Below are 13,742 nucleotides of genomic sequence, written 5' to 3' on the forward strand. Positions count from 1 at the left end.
CGCAACCAGCACCGTACGGCTCACCAATGGCCAAGCCGTAAACGCCCACGTCCCAAAGCCAAGCTTAAATCCGGCGCAGCTTCGCGGTTGCGAAAGCGGCGTTGTTCCCGCGCCACACCGTGGCGGCGCGGGCACGTTTCCACATCGTTACTGCAGGGCCGCGAGGGTGCGGCGTGCCCGCTCGGTGATGGCGGAAAAGTTGCCGGCGCGGATCTCGGCCTCCGGCGCCAGCCACGAGCCGCCCACCGCCGCGACGTTCGGCAGGGCGAGCCAGGCCTTGGCGTCGGCTTCGCCGATGCCGCCGGTCGGGCAGAAGCGGGCCTGCGGGAACGGCCCGCCCAGCGCCTTCAGCGCCGCCATGCCGCCCGCCGGCACGGCGGGGAAGAATTTTGCCACCGTGAAGCCGGCGGCCAGCACCTGCATCAGGTCGGAGGGCGTGGCGATGCCGGGCATGAACACCATGTCGCTGGCCGCGGCCGCCCGCAGCAGTTCCGGCGTCGCCCCGGGGCTGAGCGCGAAGCGGGCGCCCAGCGCGTGGGCGGTCTCGAGGTCGGCCGGAGTGAGCACCGTGCCGAGACCCACCACCGCCTCGGGCACCTCGGCCATGATCGCCTTGGCGGCGTCGCGGGCCACCGGCGTGCGCAGGGTGATCTCCAGGGTGGTGATGCCGCCCGCCACCAGGGCCCGGGCGAGCGGCACCGCGTGGGCGAGCTCCGGCACGGTGATGACGGGGATCACCGGGGAGGCGGCGAGCAGCGCGTCGAGGCGCTGGGCGCGGGTCTGGGTCTCGGTCATTACGGGCGTTCCTGTGCGATTGTGAGCGGCAGGTCGGGCATCGCCGTCCGGGGGATCACGGCGCCGCGATGGCCGATCACGGTGCCGGCGAGGCGGTGGCCGTGAGAGGCGGCCTCGGCGGGCGGCCTCCCGGCGAGGCGGGCCGCCATGTAGGCCGCCGCGAAGCTGTCGCCCGCCGCGGTGGTGTCGACGACCGACGCCACGGGCGGGGCCGGCACGGTGACGTCCTCGGTTCCGGCGAGCACCCGCACGCTCGGCGGCGAGCCGCCGCCCTTCAGCACGATCTCGCAGCGGCCGTGGTGGCGCAGCACCTCCTCCTCGCCGTCGCGCCCGTACAGCCATTCGAGGTCTTCGCCGGAGGCGAAGATCAGGTCGGCCGCCGCCATCGCGTCGCGGAAGGCGCCTTGCGCCTTCGCCTTGTCGGGCCAGCCGCGGGGCCGGTAGTTGGTGTCGAAGGCGACACGCCCGCCCCGGGCCTGGACCGCCCGGCAGGTCTCGGCGAGCGCCGCCCGCCCGGCCTCGCCGTAGAGCGACAGGCTGATGCCCGACGCGTAGACGAGGTCGTAGCCCGCCAGCGCCTCCCGCGTCTCCGCGGCGCCGGGGCCGGAGAAGAGGTCGCGGGCGGCGGCGCTGTCGCGCCAGTAATGGAAGCTGCGCTCGCCGGAGGCGTCGGTGCGGATGATGTAGAGCCCCGGCATCCGCCCGGGCAGGCGCCGCACCTGACCGGTGCCGACCCCTTCGGCGGCCCAGGCCGCCAGCATCTCCTCGCTCCACGGATCGTCGCCGAGCGCCGTCACGTAGTCGACCGCGACGCCGAGCCGGGCGAGATAGAGCGCGGTGTTCAGCGTATCGCCGCCGTAGCCGCGCGAGAGGCTGCCGTCGGGCCGCTCCGACAGCTCCATCATGCACTCGCCGATGCAGGCGACCCTCGTCGTCATCGTGTTCGTTCCTCTCCCCGCCGTGCCGGCGGATCGACGCGTCGCCTCGGGCCCAAGCCCTCGAACCCAAGCTCTTATGACCAAGATCTCTTCGACCAAGACGTTGCCGAGGCCGGCTTTCTTCCCTCCCCACAAGGGGGAGGAGAGGGGCCGTGTCAACGGCTGCGCGCCCCGGCCGCCCCGACGCGATTTTCCCTGAGTTAACTCTTGAACGCTACGGAGATGACGCTAGAAGCGTTGACCCAACGTCGCCTGCGGGCGATCAGGGCGACGAGCCCGCGGCGGTCTGAGCCCGCCGCGGACGATCGTCCGACGCTCCCCGTGCCGGCCTGGCCGGAACCTGGGGCGTGGGGAACGGTTCGACACCACAAGGCAGCCGCCGATCACGCCAGACATCCGGGATCGCCAGACCCCCCTCGTCTTCGGAGTTCGCTCGTCATGCCCGTCTATCGCCTGCTCTCCGCCTCCCGCGACCGACGCGAGGCCCTCCCGCTCCACCACCTGTCGATCGAGGCGCCGACGGTGCGCCACGCCGCCGCCCGGGTGCTCGGACGGGCCGACGAGGTCTTCGGCGACCGGACCGGCGAGGCCTGGCTCGCCACCGAGGACGGCGCCCGGGTCTGGAGCGTGAGCCTCGATGCCGAGGAGAGCGAGGCCCCCGCCCCCGGCCTGGTTCCGGCCTGACACCCACCTTCTGCACCTTGCCGCGCCTTGCTGGCGCCGCAAGCGCCGCGCATCGGGACGGCCCCGAGGCCCGTTCCGAGAGTCCCGCTTCGATGAGAGCCCTGCTTCCGGGCGCCGTGATCGGCGTCGCTCTGGTGGCCAATCCGGCCGCCGCCGACTGGCGCTACTGCCTCGCCCGCGGGCCGGCCGACACCGTCTACCTGTCGACCCCGTTCTCGACTGTCGCGGCGATGCCGGCCCTCGACGCCGCCTTAGGGCGCATGCTCGACCGGACCAAGCGCTCCCACGATCCTGTCCAGTGCCCCCGGGCCGACGATGCCGCGGCCTTGCGGGCGATGCGGCACACCGCCTTGCGCTACAACCGCGAGGACGGAAAGACCGTGGTCGAGCTCGACTGGGCGCCTGACCGCGACGCCGCCGCCAAGCAGTAGATCCCGAGCAACAGGTCCCCGAGGAGGCGGAACCCTCCCTCGCACGCATGGCGGATCCGCGCCGTCCGCGCTTCAGCTCCGATCGTTAGTATCCTATCTATAAGGCCGATCAAGGATCGGTCCGCACGACGCGGCCCGACTGGCGGCGATGCGACGCGACCTCCTGCAATCCCTCACCCTGACCCTGCTCCAGGCCGGGCGCGTCTGGCGCCGGGCCGCCGACGAGGTCGTGACCGCCTACGGCCTGACCGAGGCGACGGCTTTGCCGCTGCTGCTGATCGGGCGGCTCGGCGGCGACCTGCGCCAGACGACCCTGGCCGACGCGCTCGGCGTCGAGGGGCCGAGCCTGGTGCGTCTCCTCGACCAGCTCTGCGAGGCCGGCCTCGTCACCCGCCGGGAGGACCCGACCGACCGCCGCGCCAAGGTGCTGCACCTGACGGCGGAGGGCCGGGCCCGCGCGACCGCGATCGAGGCGCGGTTCGACACCTTGCGCGAGGCGGTTTTCACCGATGTCGGCGACGACGACCTGCGGGCGGCCCTGAAAGTGATGCACGCGCTCCAGGCCGGGGGCCCGAAGGGTGCGAGCAAGGGCGGTGCGAGCCTGACCTGCGGGCCCGACGAAGCGCCGGTGCCCCGCCCGGCCGCCGGAGGACGCGCCTGATGCTGCCCGGCTGGCGCCAATGGCTGTTCGCCCTCAAGATCAGCGGGGCGGCTTTGCTCGCCCTCGGCATCGCGCTCTGGGTCGACCTGCCGCGGCCCTACTGGGCGATGGCGACCGTCTACATCACCATGCAGCCGCTCGCAGGCGCCACCCGCTCGAAGGCCTTGTACCGGGTGGTCGGCACGCTGATCGGCGTCGCGATGGCGGTCGTCCTGGTGCCGCCGCTGGTCAACGCCCCGGAGGTGCTGACGCTCGCCCTGGCGCTGTGGACCGCCGGATGCCTCTACCTCTCTCTCCTCGACCGCTCGCCGCGGGCCTACCTGTTCATGCTCGCCGGCTACACCGCGGCGCTGATCGGCTTTCCGGCGGTGACGAGCCCTGAGACCATCTTCGACACCGCGGTGTCGCGGGCGGAGGAGATCACCCTCGGCATCCTCTGCGCCTCGCTGGTCGCGAGCCTCGTCTTTCCCGAGCCCGTCGGCCCGGTCCTCGCCGCCCGGGTCGGCGCCTGGCTCAAGGAGGCCGGGCGCTGGACCGGCGACGTGCTCTCGCGGGCCGGCGAGGAACCCGCGACCCGGGCGCGGCGCCTGCGCCTCGCGGCGGAGGCGGCGGAGATCGACGCGCTCTCGACGCACCTCGCCTACGACACCTCGGCCCAGAGCCGGGCGGTGCCGCTGGTGCAGCTCCTGCGCGGCCGGATGCTGATGCTGCTGCCGGTCCTCTCCTCCCTCGCCGACCGGATCGCGGCCCTGAACGATCTCTCGGGCCTCACGCCCGATTTGCGCCGGCTCCTCGCCGACGTCGAGGCGTGGTCGGCGGCCGGCGCTCCCGCCGTCGAGGCCGACGCGCTCCTCGCCCGCATTGAGGCCGCCGACCGTCCGCTCCCCTCGCCCGCGTCCTCTCACGGATCTTGTCACGGATCTTGGTCCGCCCTGGTGCGGGCGAGCCTGATCGACCGCCTGCGCGAATTGGTGGCCATCGGCCGGGACTGCCGGGCGCTGCAGGACGGGATCGGGCGCGGCGACGGCGCCTTGCGCGAGCCGCTGGCCTATGCGGGCGAGTTCGGCGGCCGCGCGCCGCGCCACCGCGACCACGGTATGGCTTTGCGCTCCGCCCTCGGCGTGTTCCTCGGCATCGTCGCCTCCGTGACGGTGTGGATCGCCACCGCCTGGCCCGACGGCGCCACCGCGGCGATGATGGGCGCGGTGCTGTGCTGCCTGTTCGCGACCCAGGACGATCCGGCCCCGGCGATCCTGAGCTTCGCCACCTGGACCGGCATCGCCGCCGCCGCGATCGGCGTGCTCCTGTTCGGCGTGATGCCGCTGGTGCACGACTTCGTCAGCCTGGCGCTCGTGCTGGCCCCGCTGCTGATCCTGTGCGGCCTGCTGATGACGATCCCGAAGACGATGCCGGTGGGCCTGGCGCTCGGCGTCAACGGCAACGCCCTCCTGGCGATCCAGGACCGCTACACCTCGGAATTCGGCGGCTACGTCAATTCGGGCATCGCCCTCGTCGGCGGCATCTGGCTCGCCGCGATCGTGACGCGGCTGGTGCGCTCGGTCGGCGCCGAGCACGGCGCCCGCCGGCTCGTCGCGGCGAGCCGGGCCGATCTCGCCCGGGCGGCGCGCCGGCGCGGGCACGGCGACCGCGCCGCCTTCGCCCACCTGATGCTCGACCGCCTCGGCCTCCTCGTGCCGCGGCTGGCCGCCGCCGGGCCCGACAGCGACCTGTCCCGGATCGACACCCTGGCGGCGCTCCGGGTCGGCATGAACCTCGTCTCGCTGCGGCGCGCCCGCCACGGCCTTCCGTCCGGGGCGGTCGCCCCCCTCGATGACGCCCTCGACGGGGTGGCGGCCCATTACGAGGGGCCGCGCGGCCCGGCGTCGGACGACCTGCTCCGCCGCATCGACGCAGGCCTCGCGGGCGTCGGGGAGGCCGAGGGCCCCGGCCGGCGCGACGCGCTGCTGGGCCTCGTCGGCCTGCGCCGCGCCCTGTTCCCCGAGGCGCCGCCGCCCGGCGCCGTCCTGCGCGCGAGGGAGGCCGCCTGATGACCGACATCGACCTCTACGGCGTCTTCGTGCCGGCCCTGCTGGTCTGGGCCCTCGTCGCCGTCCTGGTCAGCCTCGGCTTACGCCGGCTGATCGGTGCGCTAGGGCTCTACCGGCTGGTCTGGCACCGGCCGCTCTTCGACCTCTGCCTCACCCTCGTGTGCCTCGGCGTCGTCGTGTCGCTCGCCGGCCGCCTGACCTGAAGATTCTTGAAGCCATGACCCGCGCGCTCGCCTTCCTCGGCCGCTTCGCCGTCACCGCCGCCATGCTGGCGCTCGCCCTCGTCGTCGGGACGGCGCTCTGGGACTACTACCTCGAGGCTCCCTGGACCCGCGACGGGCGGGTGCGGGCGGAGGTGGTCGGCGTCGCCCCCGACGTCTCGGGGCTGGTCCGCGACGTCGAGGTGCGGGACAACCAGCGGGTCAAGCGCGGCGACGTGCTGTTCCGCATCGACCCCGACCGCTTCGCCATGGCCTTGCGGCAGGCCGAGGCCGTGGTGGCCGGCCGCAAGGCGAACCTGGTCCAGGCCGAGGCGGATCTCGCCCGCTACCGCCAGCTCAGCGACAACGTCGTGTCGCAGCAGAAGCTGGAGGCGACGCTCGCCGCCGAGCAGAGCGCCCGGGCCGCCTACGACCAGGCCGTGGCCGACCGCGACCTCGCGAAGCTCAACCTCGACCGCTCCGAGGTCCGCGCCTCGGTCAACGGACGGATCAGCAACCTCGAACTGCGCCCCGGCGCCTATGTGGGGGTCGGCAAGGCGGTGATGGCGCTTGTCGACGGCGACACCTTGCACGTCCAGGGCTATTTCGAGGAGACGAAGCTCGACCGCATCCATCCCGGCGACCCGGTCACCGTGCGGCTGATGGGCGAGGATCGCGACGTCACCGGCACGGTCGAGAGCGTCGCCGCCGGCATCGAGGACCGGGAGCGCAGCGCCGGCTCGTCGCTGCTCGCCAACGTCAACCCGACCTTCGCCTGGGTGCGCCTCGCCCAGCGCGTGCCGGTGCGGATCGCCCTCGATTCCACCGTCGACCGCGACCGCCTCACCGTCGGACGCACCGCCACCGTCGTGGTGCATCCACGCGGCGAGCGGCCGGAGGTCCGGCCGTTCGAGGGGTTGCGCCATCTCGGCCTGCGCGACGGCTGGGAGGCGCTGAAGGCCACGCTGCCGGCGCGCCGGAGCTGACGCCGCGCGGCCTGAGATCCGCCCGCACACTCGCCTCGGCCGGCCGGGACCGGGATCTCGCGCCGGTCGTCCGGCGCCGGTGGAGGCGATTATCCCTTTCGGCGCCGGTTTCGGTCGCGAAAGGGATAACGGTTGTGTTTTCAATGGTCTGATCCGCGTTCCGAACGATCCCGTCGGAAATCGTCTCATACGATTTCCGACTGATTGCTTCGCAACGCGGAAATCGGCTTCGCTCAGGCGCCGCGCTGGCGGTGTGATACGGTTCCCGGAAGGAATCTTCCGGGAACCGTATCACACCGCCAGCGCGAGACAGGCCAGCCCCGCCGCCAGCCCCCACAGCAGCCCGCAGGCGCGCCGGTACAGCGCGAGCGCCCGCCGGATGTCGGCGGCCGTGGCTTCCGCCCGTCCCGATCCCATCCAGGCATCCTCGACCCGCGTGGTGCCGTAGACCCGGGGACCCGCGAGGCGGAGGCCGAGCGCGCCGGCCATCGCGGCCTCGGGGAAGCCGGCATTGGGCGAGCGGTGGCGGCCGGCATCGCGCCGGACCGCCGCGAGCGCCTCCCGGGCGCTGGCCCCAGGGGTGAGGGCGGCGGCGGCGACGACGAGCCCGGCGGTGAGGCGCGAGGCCGGCAGGTTGACGAGGTCGTCGAGGCGGGCGGCGGCCCAGCCGAAGGCCTCGTGGCGGGGCGTGCGGTGGCCGATCATGCTGTCGGCGGTGTTGATCGCCTTGTAGAGCGCCCCCCCGGGCAGGCCGCCGGCGCCGAGCCAGAATGCGGGCGCCACGATGCCGTCGGAAAAGTTCTCGGCCAGGCTCTCGATCGCGGCGCGGCAGAGCGCGGCCTCGTCGAGGGTCTCGGGGTTGCGCCCGACGATCATCGCCACCGCTCGCCGCCCGCCGGAGAGGCCGTCCGCTTCCAGGTCCCGCGCCACCCGGGCGACGTGGTCGTGCAGGCTGCGCTGGGCCGGCAGGCTCGCGGCGAAGAAGGCGCAGAGGACGATTCCGGGCAGGAGCCCGAGCGCCCCGCAGGCGAGCGCGAGGCCGGACGCCGCGACGCCGGTCGCCGCGAGGACGAGGAGGAGCGCCAGCACTCCGGCGGCGCGCCGGCGCCCCTCGGAATCGCCCTCGCGGTTGAGGCGGCGGTCGAGGGCGGCGATCAGGGCGCCGATCCAGGTGACAGGGTGGCCGGCCAGCCTGTAGAGGCGGTCCGGATAGCCGAGCACGGCCTCGACCGCGAGGGCGAGGACGAGCACCGGGAGGCTGTCGGGCGGGTGCAGCAGGGCGGTCATGGCGAGCGAAGGCGAGGAAGGGGCGATCCGGCACGGGGGCGACCTCGGCGAGGCCCGCCGGCTCTTCCCGCAGGCCCCCGAGCCCTGGATCGACCTGTCGACGGGGATCAATCCGATCCCCTATCCGTGGCCGGCCCTGGAGGCCAGCGCCTTCACGCGGCTGCCGGCGCGGGCCGACCTCGCCGCCCTCGAGGAGGCCGCGGCGCAGGCCTACGGCGCGGATCCGGCCCACGTCGCCGCCGCCCCCGGCACGCAGGCCCTGATCGACCTGATCCCGCGGCTGCGGCCGCCCGGCCGCGTCGCGGTCCTCGGCCCGACCTATGCCGAGCACGCCGCGTCCTGGGCCCGGGCCGGGCACGCGGTCGCGACGGTGCCGGACCTCGATCTGGAGGCCGACGTGGTCGTGGCGGTCAGCCCGAACAACCCGGACGGGCGGGTGATCCCGGCCCGCGCCCTCGCGGCGGCCTCCGCCCGGCTCGCGGAACGCGGCGGCTGGCTCGTGGTCGACGAGGCCTTCGCGGATCTCGAACCGATCGAGAGCCTGTGCGGGGCGCCGCCGCCCGGCTGCCTGGTGCTGCGCTCCTTCGGCAAGACCTACGGCCTCGCCGGCCTGCGCCTCGGCTTCGCGGTGGCGGCAGAGCCCCTGATCGGACGGGTGCGCCGCGGGATCGGCCCCTGGGCGGTGTCGGGGCCGGCGATCGCGGTCGGCCGCCGCGCGCTCGCGGACGCCGCCTGGCGGCGGGAGGCGGCGTCCGCGCGGGCCCGCGACGCGGCCCGGCTCGACGCGCTGCTCGCGCAAGCCGGCGGCCGGATCGTCGGCGGCACGCGCCTGTTCCGCACCGCCGACTTCACCGATTCCGCGCGCCTGTTCGCGCGGCTCGGCTGCGCCGGGATCTTCGTGCGCCGGTTCGAGGCGGCGCCGGCGCGGCTGCGCTTCGGCCTGCCGCCCGACGAGCCGGCCTGGGCCCGCCTCGAAGCCGCCCTGCGGGCGCGGTGAGGCGCCATTAAAAAGGCCGAAAACCGCAGCATCCGGTGAGCCTGGCCGTCGGGGTCGCGAAGGCGGCCGGGCGCCGCACGAGGAATCAGGCAGTATGGACGCGGACGAGGTCAAACGGCGCGACAGGCTCGGCAGCATGATCGCGTTCGCGCGGCGCACCGTGCCCGACCTGCGCCGCAACGCCGAGACGGTCGAGCCGATCTCCCCCCAGGGGCCCCGGGGCCGGCTGCCGGCGCTCCTCAACCCGCTGCGCTGGACCCGCGTCCCGCTCCTGCCCGCCGCCGGCACCCAGAACCGGGTCCTGGCCCGGCTGATCCGCAACATCGTCATCTTCGTGCTGCTGCCGACGGCGGTGATCGGGATCTACCTGTTCGCCTTCGCCGCCGACCAGTACGTGGTCGAGACCCGCTTCGCCGTCCGCGGCGAGGTCGAGCCGATGGGCAACGTCGCGCTCGGCGAGTTCTCCTCGCTGATCCAGAAGAACAACAGCCAGGACAGCTACATCATCCAGGAATACATCCAGAGCCAGCCGATGCTCGAGAGCGCCCAGAAGGAGCTCGACGTCGTCAGGATGTTCACCCGCGACGAGGCCGATTTCTGGGCGCGCTATTCCGGCGACAAGCCGATCGAGGAACTGCTCAAGTACTGGCGCAAGCACGTCCAGGTCCACATCGATCTGGTCTCTGGCGTGACGACCCTCACGGTGCAGGCCTTCACGCCCGACGACGCCATGGCGATCAGCCGCCACGTCATGGCCCGCGCCGAGGCGCTGATCAACGTGATCTCGTCCCGCGCGCAGCAGGACATGCTCCGGCACAGCAAGGACGACCTGGCGGCGAGCGAGGAGCGGATGCGCAAGGCCCACCTCGCGTTGCGCGAGTTCCGCAACCGCTGGGGCATCATCGATCCGGCGAAGTCGGCCGAGGCGACGATGACCACCCTGCTCACCCTGCGCAAGGACAAGATCAAGTCGGAGAACGACCTGCAGGTGCTGCGCGGCTCCGGCCTCGACGAGAAGTCGCGCTCGATCCAGACCATCGTGGCGAGCCTCAACGCCACCAACCAGCAGATCAAGCAGCTCGAGGATTCGCTGACCAGCGACGGGGTGGCGGTCGGCGGCCGGTCCGTCTCGGAGGCGATCCTGGAATACGAGGGGCTGATGGTCGAGCGCACCATCGCCGAGAAGCTGAACGACTCCGCCACCCAGATGCTCGAGCGGGCCCGGGTGGCGGCGAACCGCCAGCACGTCTACCTCGCGGTCTTCGTGCCGCCGAGCCGGCCCGAGCTCTCCACCGTGCCGATGCGCGGGCACAGCCTGTTCGTCGCCTTCTTCGCCTTCCTGGTGATCTGGGGCTGCAGCAGCCTGCTCATCGCCGGCGTGAAGGACCACAACCTGTAAGGCGGACCCCGCCCGGGACTTCGGTTCCGGCGCGGGCCGTGCGATGAGGCGGGCCGGAGCGCCGTCACGGAAGCGCCCGCGCCGCGTCAGGACGAGCAGTACACCGATGTCCGATTTCACCGACCTGGTCGCCCGGGCCGTCTCCCCGGCGATGAGCCGCGAGGAGCGCGAGGGGGTCTACCAGGTGGTCAAGCAGGCCATGCGCCGGCTCCAGGAGCGCGAGAACCTGCAGCCCGAGGATCCCCGCGCCCGGCTTCAGGAGCATCTCGTCGAGGAGACCATCCGCGACGTCGAGGCGCTGGTCACCCGCTACCTCGCCCGTCAGACCATCCTGGAGGCCGAGCGCGCCAACGCGGCGGCCAACGCCGCCGCCGCGGCGGCCGATCCGTAGCAGGTCACGTCGCTCACGCCTCCTCGGTCAGGCGCTTGAGCGAGGTCTGGAGCGCGTCGCCGCCGAGCAGCAGCGCCCGCGACAGGTCCGCCAGGGTGATCCAGCCGGTCACGCGCCCGCCCGCATCCCGCACCGGCAGGCGCCGGACGTGATGGGCGGCCATCAGGTCGAGGGCGGTGCGCAGAGGATCGGTCTCGGCACAGGACACGACCGGGCGCGACAGCACCTCGCCGATCCGCAGGGTAGCCGGATCGAGCCCCTTCGCGACCACCCGGTAGAGGATGTCCCGGTCGGTGATCACGCCGTCGAGGGCGTCCGCCGTGCCGACCGGCAGGGCGCCGACATCGAGCTCGCCCATCAGCACCGCGGCCTCCTGCACCGGCGCCTCGCCGGGGATGAATTCCACGTCCCTGCTCATCACGTCCGCGACCGTCGCGCTCATCGTGTCTCCTCGTCACCCCGGCATCCCGGCAACCCGCGGCGACGCCCGCGGCTCCGGATCGCGGCGCGATTCCCGCCGGTAAAATTGCACCAGTGAAATTTTGACGGCGGGACGGGAGCTTGGGCGAGGGCCGGCGCGTTCAGCCCACAGTCAGGCTTCTCGCCTCCGGGATCGTCGAACGCGCCCATGAACATGGAAATCACGTCCAAGCCCGCTCCGGAAGCCCCGGCGGCCTCGCCGCTCGCCCGGCGCACCTCGCCCGTCTCGCGCATCACCGAGGGCAAGCCCTTCCCGCTCGGCGCCAGCTGGGACGGCCTCGGCGTCAATTTCGCGCTCTTCTCCGCGCACGCCACCAAGGTCGAATTGTGCCTGTTCGACGAATCCGGCGAGACCGAGATCGAGCGGATCGAGCTGCCCGAATACACCGACGAGGTCTGGCACGGCTACCTGCCCGATGCCCGCCCCGGCACGATCTACGGCTACCGGGTCCACGGCCCCTACGAGCCGGAGGCCGGCCACCGCTTCAACCCGAACAAGCTGCTCCTCGACCCCTACGCCAAGGCGCTGGTCGGGTCCGTCACCTGGAACCCGGCGCTCTTCGGCTACGTGATGGAGAGCGGCGACGACACCACCTTCGACACCCGCGACAGCGCCCCCTTCACCCGCAAGTGCCGGGTGATCGATCCCGCCTTCACCTGGGGCCGCGACCAGAAGCCGAACGTGCCGTGGGACAAGACGGTCTTCTACGAGACCCACGTCAAGGGTTTCACCAAGCTGCACCCGGCGGTGCCCGAGCGCCTGCGCGGCACCTATGCGGGCCTCGGCACCCCTGAGGTGCTGGAATACATCCGCAGCCTCGGCGTCACCTCGGTCGAGCTCCTCCCGATCCACTCCTTCGTCAACGACAGCTACCTGCTCGAGAAGGACCTGGTGAACTACTGGGGGTACAACACCCTCTCGTTCTTCGCCCCCGCCCGCCGCTACGCCGCCGTGCCGGACTTCGCCTTCTCCGAGTTCAAGGAGATGGTGGCGCGCATGCACGGCGCCGGCCTCGAGGTGATCCTCGACGTGGTCTACAACCACACCGCCGAGGGCAACGAGAAGGGGCCGACCCTGTCGTTCAAGGGCATCGACAACGCCTCGTACTACCGGCTGCTGCCGGACCAGAAGCGCTACTACATCAACGACACCGGCACCGGGAATACCGTCAACCTCTCGCATCCGCGGGTGCTGCAGATGGTAACGGACAGCCTTCGCTACTGGGCGACCGAGATGCGGGTCGACGGCTTCCGCTTCGACCTCGCGACGATCCTCGGCCGCGAGCCCTACGGCTTCGACGAGGGCGGCGGCTTCCTCGATTCCTGCCGCCAGGATCCGGTCCTGTCCTCGGTCAAGCTGATCGCCGAGCCGTGGGATTGCGGGCCCGGCGGCTATCAGGTCGGCGGCTTCCCGCCCGGCTGGGCCGAGTGGAACGACCGCTTCCGGGACGAGGTCCGCGGCTACTGGAAGGGCGACGAGGGCCTCTTGCCGGCCCTCGCCTCGCGCCTCACCGGCTCGGCCGACAAGTTCAACAAGCGCGGCCGGCGCCCCTGGGCCTCGGTGAACTTCATCACCGCGCATGACGGCTTCACCCTCGCCGACACCGTCTCGTACAACGAGAAGCACAATACGGCGAACGGGGAGGACAACCGGGACGGCCACTCTCACAACCTGTCCTACAATTACGGCGCCGAGGGACCGACCGACGATCCCGAGATCAAGGCGGTGCGCCTGCGCCAGATGCGCAACCTGCTGGCGACCCTGCTCCTGTCGCGCGGCACCCCGATGCTGCTCGCCGGCGACGAGTTCGCCCGCACCCAGCGCGGCAACAACAACGCCTATTGCCAGGACAACGAGATCTCCTGGATCGACTGGGAGGGGATCGGCGAGGACGAGCGGGACTTGGCCGAGTTCACCCAGCGCCTGCTGATCCTGCGCCGGTCCCTGCCGATGCTGAGCCGCGGGCGCTTCCTCACCGGCGCCTACGACGCCGAGCTCGGCGTCAAGGACGTGAGCTGGCTCACCCCGGCCGGGACCGAGATGACCCCGGAGAACTGGAACGACGGCGGCGCCCGCTCGCTCGCCGTGGTCCTCGACGGCCGGGCCCAGACGAGCGGCATCCACCGGCGCGGGGGCGAGGCGACCCTGATGCTGCTCTTCAACGCCTATCACGACGTGGTGGAGTTCACCCTGCCGGAGGTGGTGGGGGGCGACGCCTGGATGCGGGTGCTCGACACCAACCTGCCCGACACCCAGGACCTCGCCCGGTTCGGTATCGGCGACACCTACGCGGTCACCGGCCGCTCGATGCTGATGTTCGTGCTGCGGCCCACCGACGTGGACCACGCCAGCGAGACCTGGCGCTCCTACCAGCACGTGATCCAGGCCTTCGAGCGGGCGGAATCCGAGTGCGTCGCGTTCGGGTTGCCGCACGAGGGGTGACA

The 13,742-nt window shown here is 72.5% G+C and carries 14 protein-coding genes; 10 read left to right on the plus strand and 4 right to left on the minus strand.

The features are described from left to right. Positions 1-147: 147 nt before the first annotated feature. Both eda and BM430_RS19635 read right to left on the minus strand, forming a co-directional pair. Positions 148-795, minus strand: a complete 648-nt coding sequence (gene eda, locus BM430_RS19630; RefSeq protein ID WP_093568942.1) for a bifunctional 4-hydroxy-2-oxoglutarate aldolase/2-dehydro-3-deoxy-phosphogluconate aldolase — start codon at positions 793-795, stop codon at positions 148-150. Next, complete coding sequence (locus tag BM430_RS19635; protein ID WP_093568943.1) at positions 795-1,733, minus strand: sugar kinase; 939 nt, start codon at positions 1,731-1,733, stop codon at positions 795-797. Before BM430_RS19635 ends, eda begins: the two co-directional genes overlap by 1 nt. 438 nt (positions 1,734-2,171) lie before the next feature. Here BM430_RS19635 and BM430_RS19640 point away from each other — a divergent pair, with 438 nt between their 5' ends. The 6 genes from BM430_RS19640 to BM430_RS19665 all read left to right on the plus strand — a co-directional run bounded on the left by BM430_RS19640 (position 2,172) and on the right by BM430_RS19665 (position 6,743). Continuing rightward, a complete protein-coding gene (locus BM430_RS19640; protein ID WP_093568944.1) occupies positions 2,172-2,417 on the plus strand; it encodes a hypothetical protein in 246 nt (81 codons plus the stop codon). Between the two features lie 92 nt (positions 2,418-2,509). Beyond that, the gene (locus BM430_RS19645; protein WP_093568945.1) at positions 2,510-2,848 is read left to right on the plus strand and encodes a hypothetical protein; all 339 of its coding nucleotides are present in this window, start codon (positions 2,510-2,512) and stop codon (positions 2,846-2,848) included. A 148-nt stretch (positions 2,849-2,996) separates the two neighbouring features. After that, the gene (locus BM430_RS19650) at positions 2,997-3,509 is read left to right on the plus strand and encodes a MarR family winged helix-turn-helix transcriptional regulator (protein WP_093568946.1); all 513 of its coding nucleotides are present in this window, start codon (positions 2,997-2,999) and stop codon (positions 3,507-3,509) included. Then, the gene (locus BM430_RS19655) at positions 3,506-5,557 is read left to right on the plus strand and encodes an FUSC family protein (protein ID WP_093568947.1); all 2,052 of its coding nucleotides are present in this window, start codon (positions 3,506-3,508) and stop codon (positions 5,555-5,557) included. The genes BM430_RS19650 and BM430_RS19655 overlap by 4 nt, the downstream gene beginning before the upstream one ends. Beyond that, positions 5,554-5,760: a DUF1656 domain-containing protein gene (locus BM430_RS19660; protein ID WP_244539573.1), complete on the plus strand. Its 207-nt coding sequence runs from the start codon at positions 5,554-5,556 to the stop codon at positions 5,758-5,760. Before BM430_RS19655 ends, BM430_RS19660 begins: the two co-directional genes overlap by 4 nt. A 14-nt stretch (positions 5,761-5,774) precedes the next feature. After that, the gene (locus BM430_RS19665) at positions 5,775-6,743 is read left to right on the plus strand and encodes an efflux RND transporter periplasmic adaptor subunit (RefSeq protein ID WP_093568949.1); all 969 of its coding nucleotides are present in this window, start codon (positions 5,775-5,777) and stop codon (positions 6,741-6,743) included. Positions 6,744-7,034: 291 nt separating this feature from the next. Here BM430_RS19665 and cbiB read toward each other — a convergent pair whose 3' ends face one another. Further along, positions 7,035-8,030, minus strand: a complete 996-nt coding sequence (cbiB, locus tag BM430_RS19670; protein WP_093568950.1) for an adenosylcobinamide-phosphate synthase CbiB — start codon at positions 8,028-8,030, stop codon at positions 7,035-7,037. Here cbiB and cobD point away from each other — a divergent pair. The 3 genes from cobD (at position 8,029) to BM430_RS19685 (ending at position 10,817) form a co-directional block, all read left to right on the plus strand. After that, entirely contained in the window at positions 8,029-9,027 is a 999-nt protein-coding gene (gene cobD, locus BM430_RS19675; protein WP_093568951.1) for a threonine-phosphate decarboxylase CobD, read from the plus strand. The genes cbiB and cobD overlap by 2 nt on opposite strands. Before the next feature lie 94 nt (positions 9,028-9,121). Further along, the gene (locus BM430_RS19680) at positions 9,122-10,426 is read left to right on the plus strand and encodes a KpsE/RkpR family capsule polysaccharide export protein (RefSeq protein ID WP_093568952.1); all 1,305 of its coding nucleotides are present in this window, start codon (positions 9,122-9,124) and stop codon (positions 10,424-10,426) included. Between the two features lie 106 nt (positions 10,427-10,532). Beyond that, on the plus strand, positions 10,533-10,817 hold the full coding sequence (locus tag BM430_RS19685) for a hypothetical protein (protein ID WP_093568953.1): 285 nt from the start codon (positions 10,533-10,535) through the stop codon (positions 10,815-10,817). 13 nt (positions 10,818-10,830) lie between these two features. Here the strand turns inward: BM430_RS19685 and BM430_RS19690 are convergent, their stop codons facing one another. Then, positions 10,831-11,259, minus strand: coding sequence for a CBS domain-containing protein (locus BM430_RS19690; protein ID WP_093568954.1), 429 nt, complete (start codon positions 11,257-11,259; stop codon positions 10,831-10,833). 192 nt (positions 11,260-11,451) lie between these two features. Between BM430_RS19690 and glgX the strand changes: the two genes are divergently transcribed. After that, positions 11,452-13,740, plus strand: coding sequence for a glycogen debranching protein GlgX (glgX, locus tag BM430_RS19695; RefSeq protein WP_093569041.1), 2,289 nt, complete (start codon positions 11,452-11,454; stop codon positions 13,738-13,740). Positions 13,741-13,742: the final 2 nt, after the last annotated feature.

It is taken from the genome of Methylobacterium sp. 174MFSha1.1 (assembly GCF_900116815.1).
In the GTDB taxonomy this organism is placed as follows: domain Bacteria; phylum Pseudomonadota; class Alphaproteobacteria; order Rhizobiales; family Beijerinckiaceae; genus Methylobacterium.

Coding starts and splice junctions, on each gene's coding strand:
- glgX (WP_093569041.1), top strand. CDS start 11,452: ATGGAAATCACGTCCAAGCCCGCTCCGGAAGCCCCGGCGGCCTCGCCG.
- BM430_RS19680 (WP_093568952.1), top strand. CDS start 9,122: ATGGACGCGGACGAGGTCAAACGGCGCGACAGGCTCGGCAGCATGATC.
- BM430_RS19640 (WP_093568944.1), top strand. CDS start 2,172: ATGCCCGTCTATCGCCTGCTCTCCGCCTCCCGCGACCGACGCGAGGCC.
- BM430_RS19650 (WP_093568946.1), top strand. CDS start 2,997: ATGCGACGCGACCTCCTGCAATCCCTCACCCTGACCCTGCTCCAGGCC.
- BM430_RS19645 (WP_093568945.1), top strand. CDS start 2,510: ATGAGAGCCCTGCTTCCGGGCGCCGTGATCGGCGTCGCTCTGGTGGCC.
- BM430_RS19690 (WP_093568954.1), bottom strand. CDS start 11,259: ATGAGCGCGACGGTCGCGGACGTGATGAGCAGGGACGTGGAATTCATC.
- eda (WP_093568942.1), bottom strand. CDS start 795: ATGACCGAGACCCAGACCCGCGCCCAGCGCCTCGACGCGCTGCTCGCC.
- cbiB (WP_093568950.1), bottom strand. CDS start 8,030: ATGACCGCCCTGCTGCACCCGCCCGACAGCCTCCCGGTGCTCGTCCTC.
- BM430_RS19665 (WP_093568949.1), top strand. CDS start 5,775: ATGACCCGCGCGCTCGCCTTCCTCGGCCGCTTCGCCGTCACCGCCGCC.
- cobD (WP_093568951.1), top strand. CDS start 8,029: ATGGCGAGCGAAGGCGAGGAAGGGGCGATCCGGCACGGGGGCGACCTC.
- BM430_RS19635 (WP_093568943.1), bottom strand. CDS start 1,733: ATGACGACGAGGGTCGCCTGCATCGGCGAGTGCATGATGGAGCTGTCG.
- BM430_RS19685 (WP_093568953.1), top strand. CDS start 10,533: ATGTCCGATTTCACCGACCTGGTCGCCCGGGCCGTCTCCCCGGCGATG.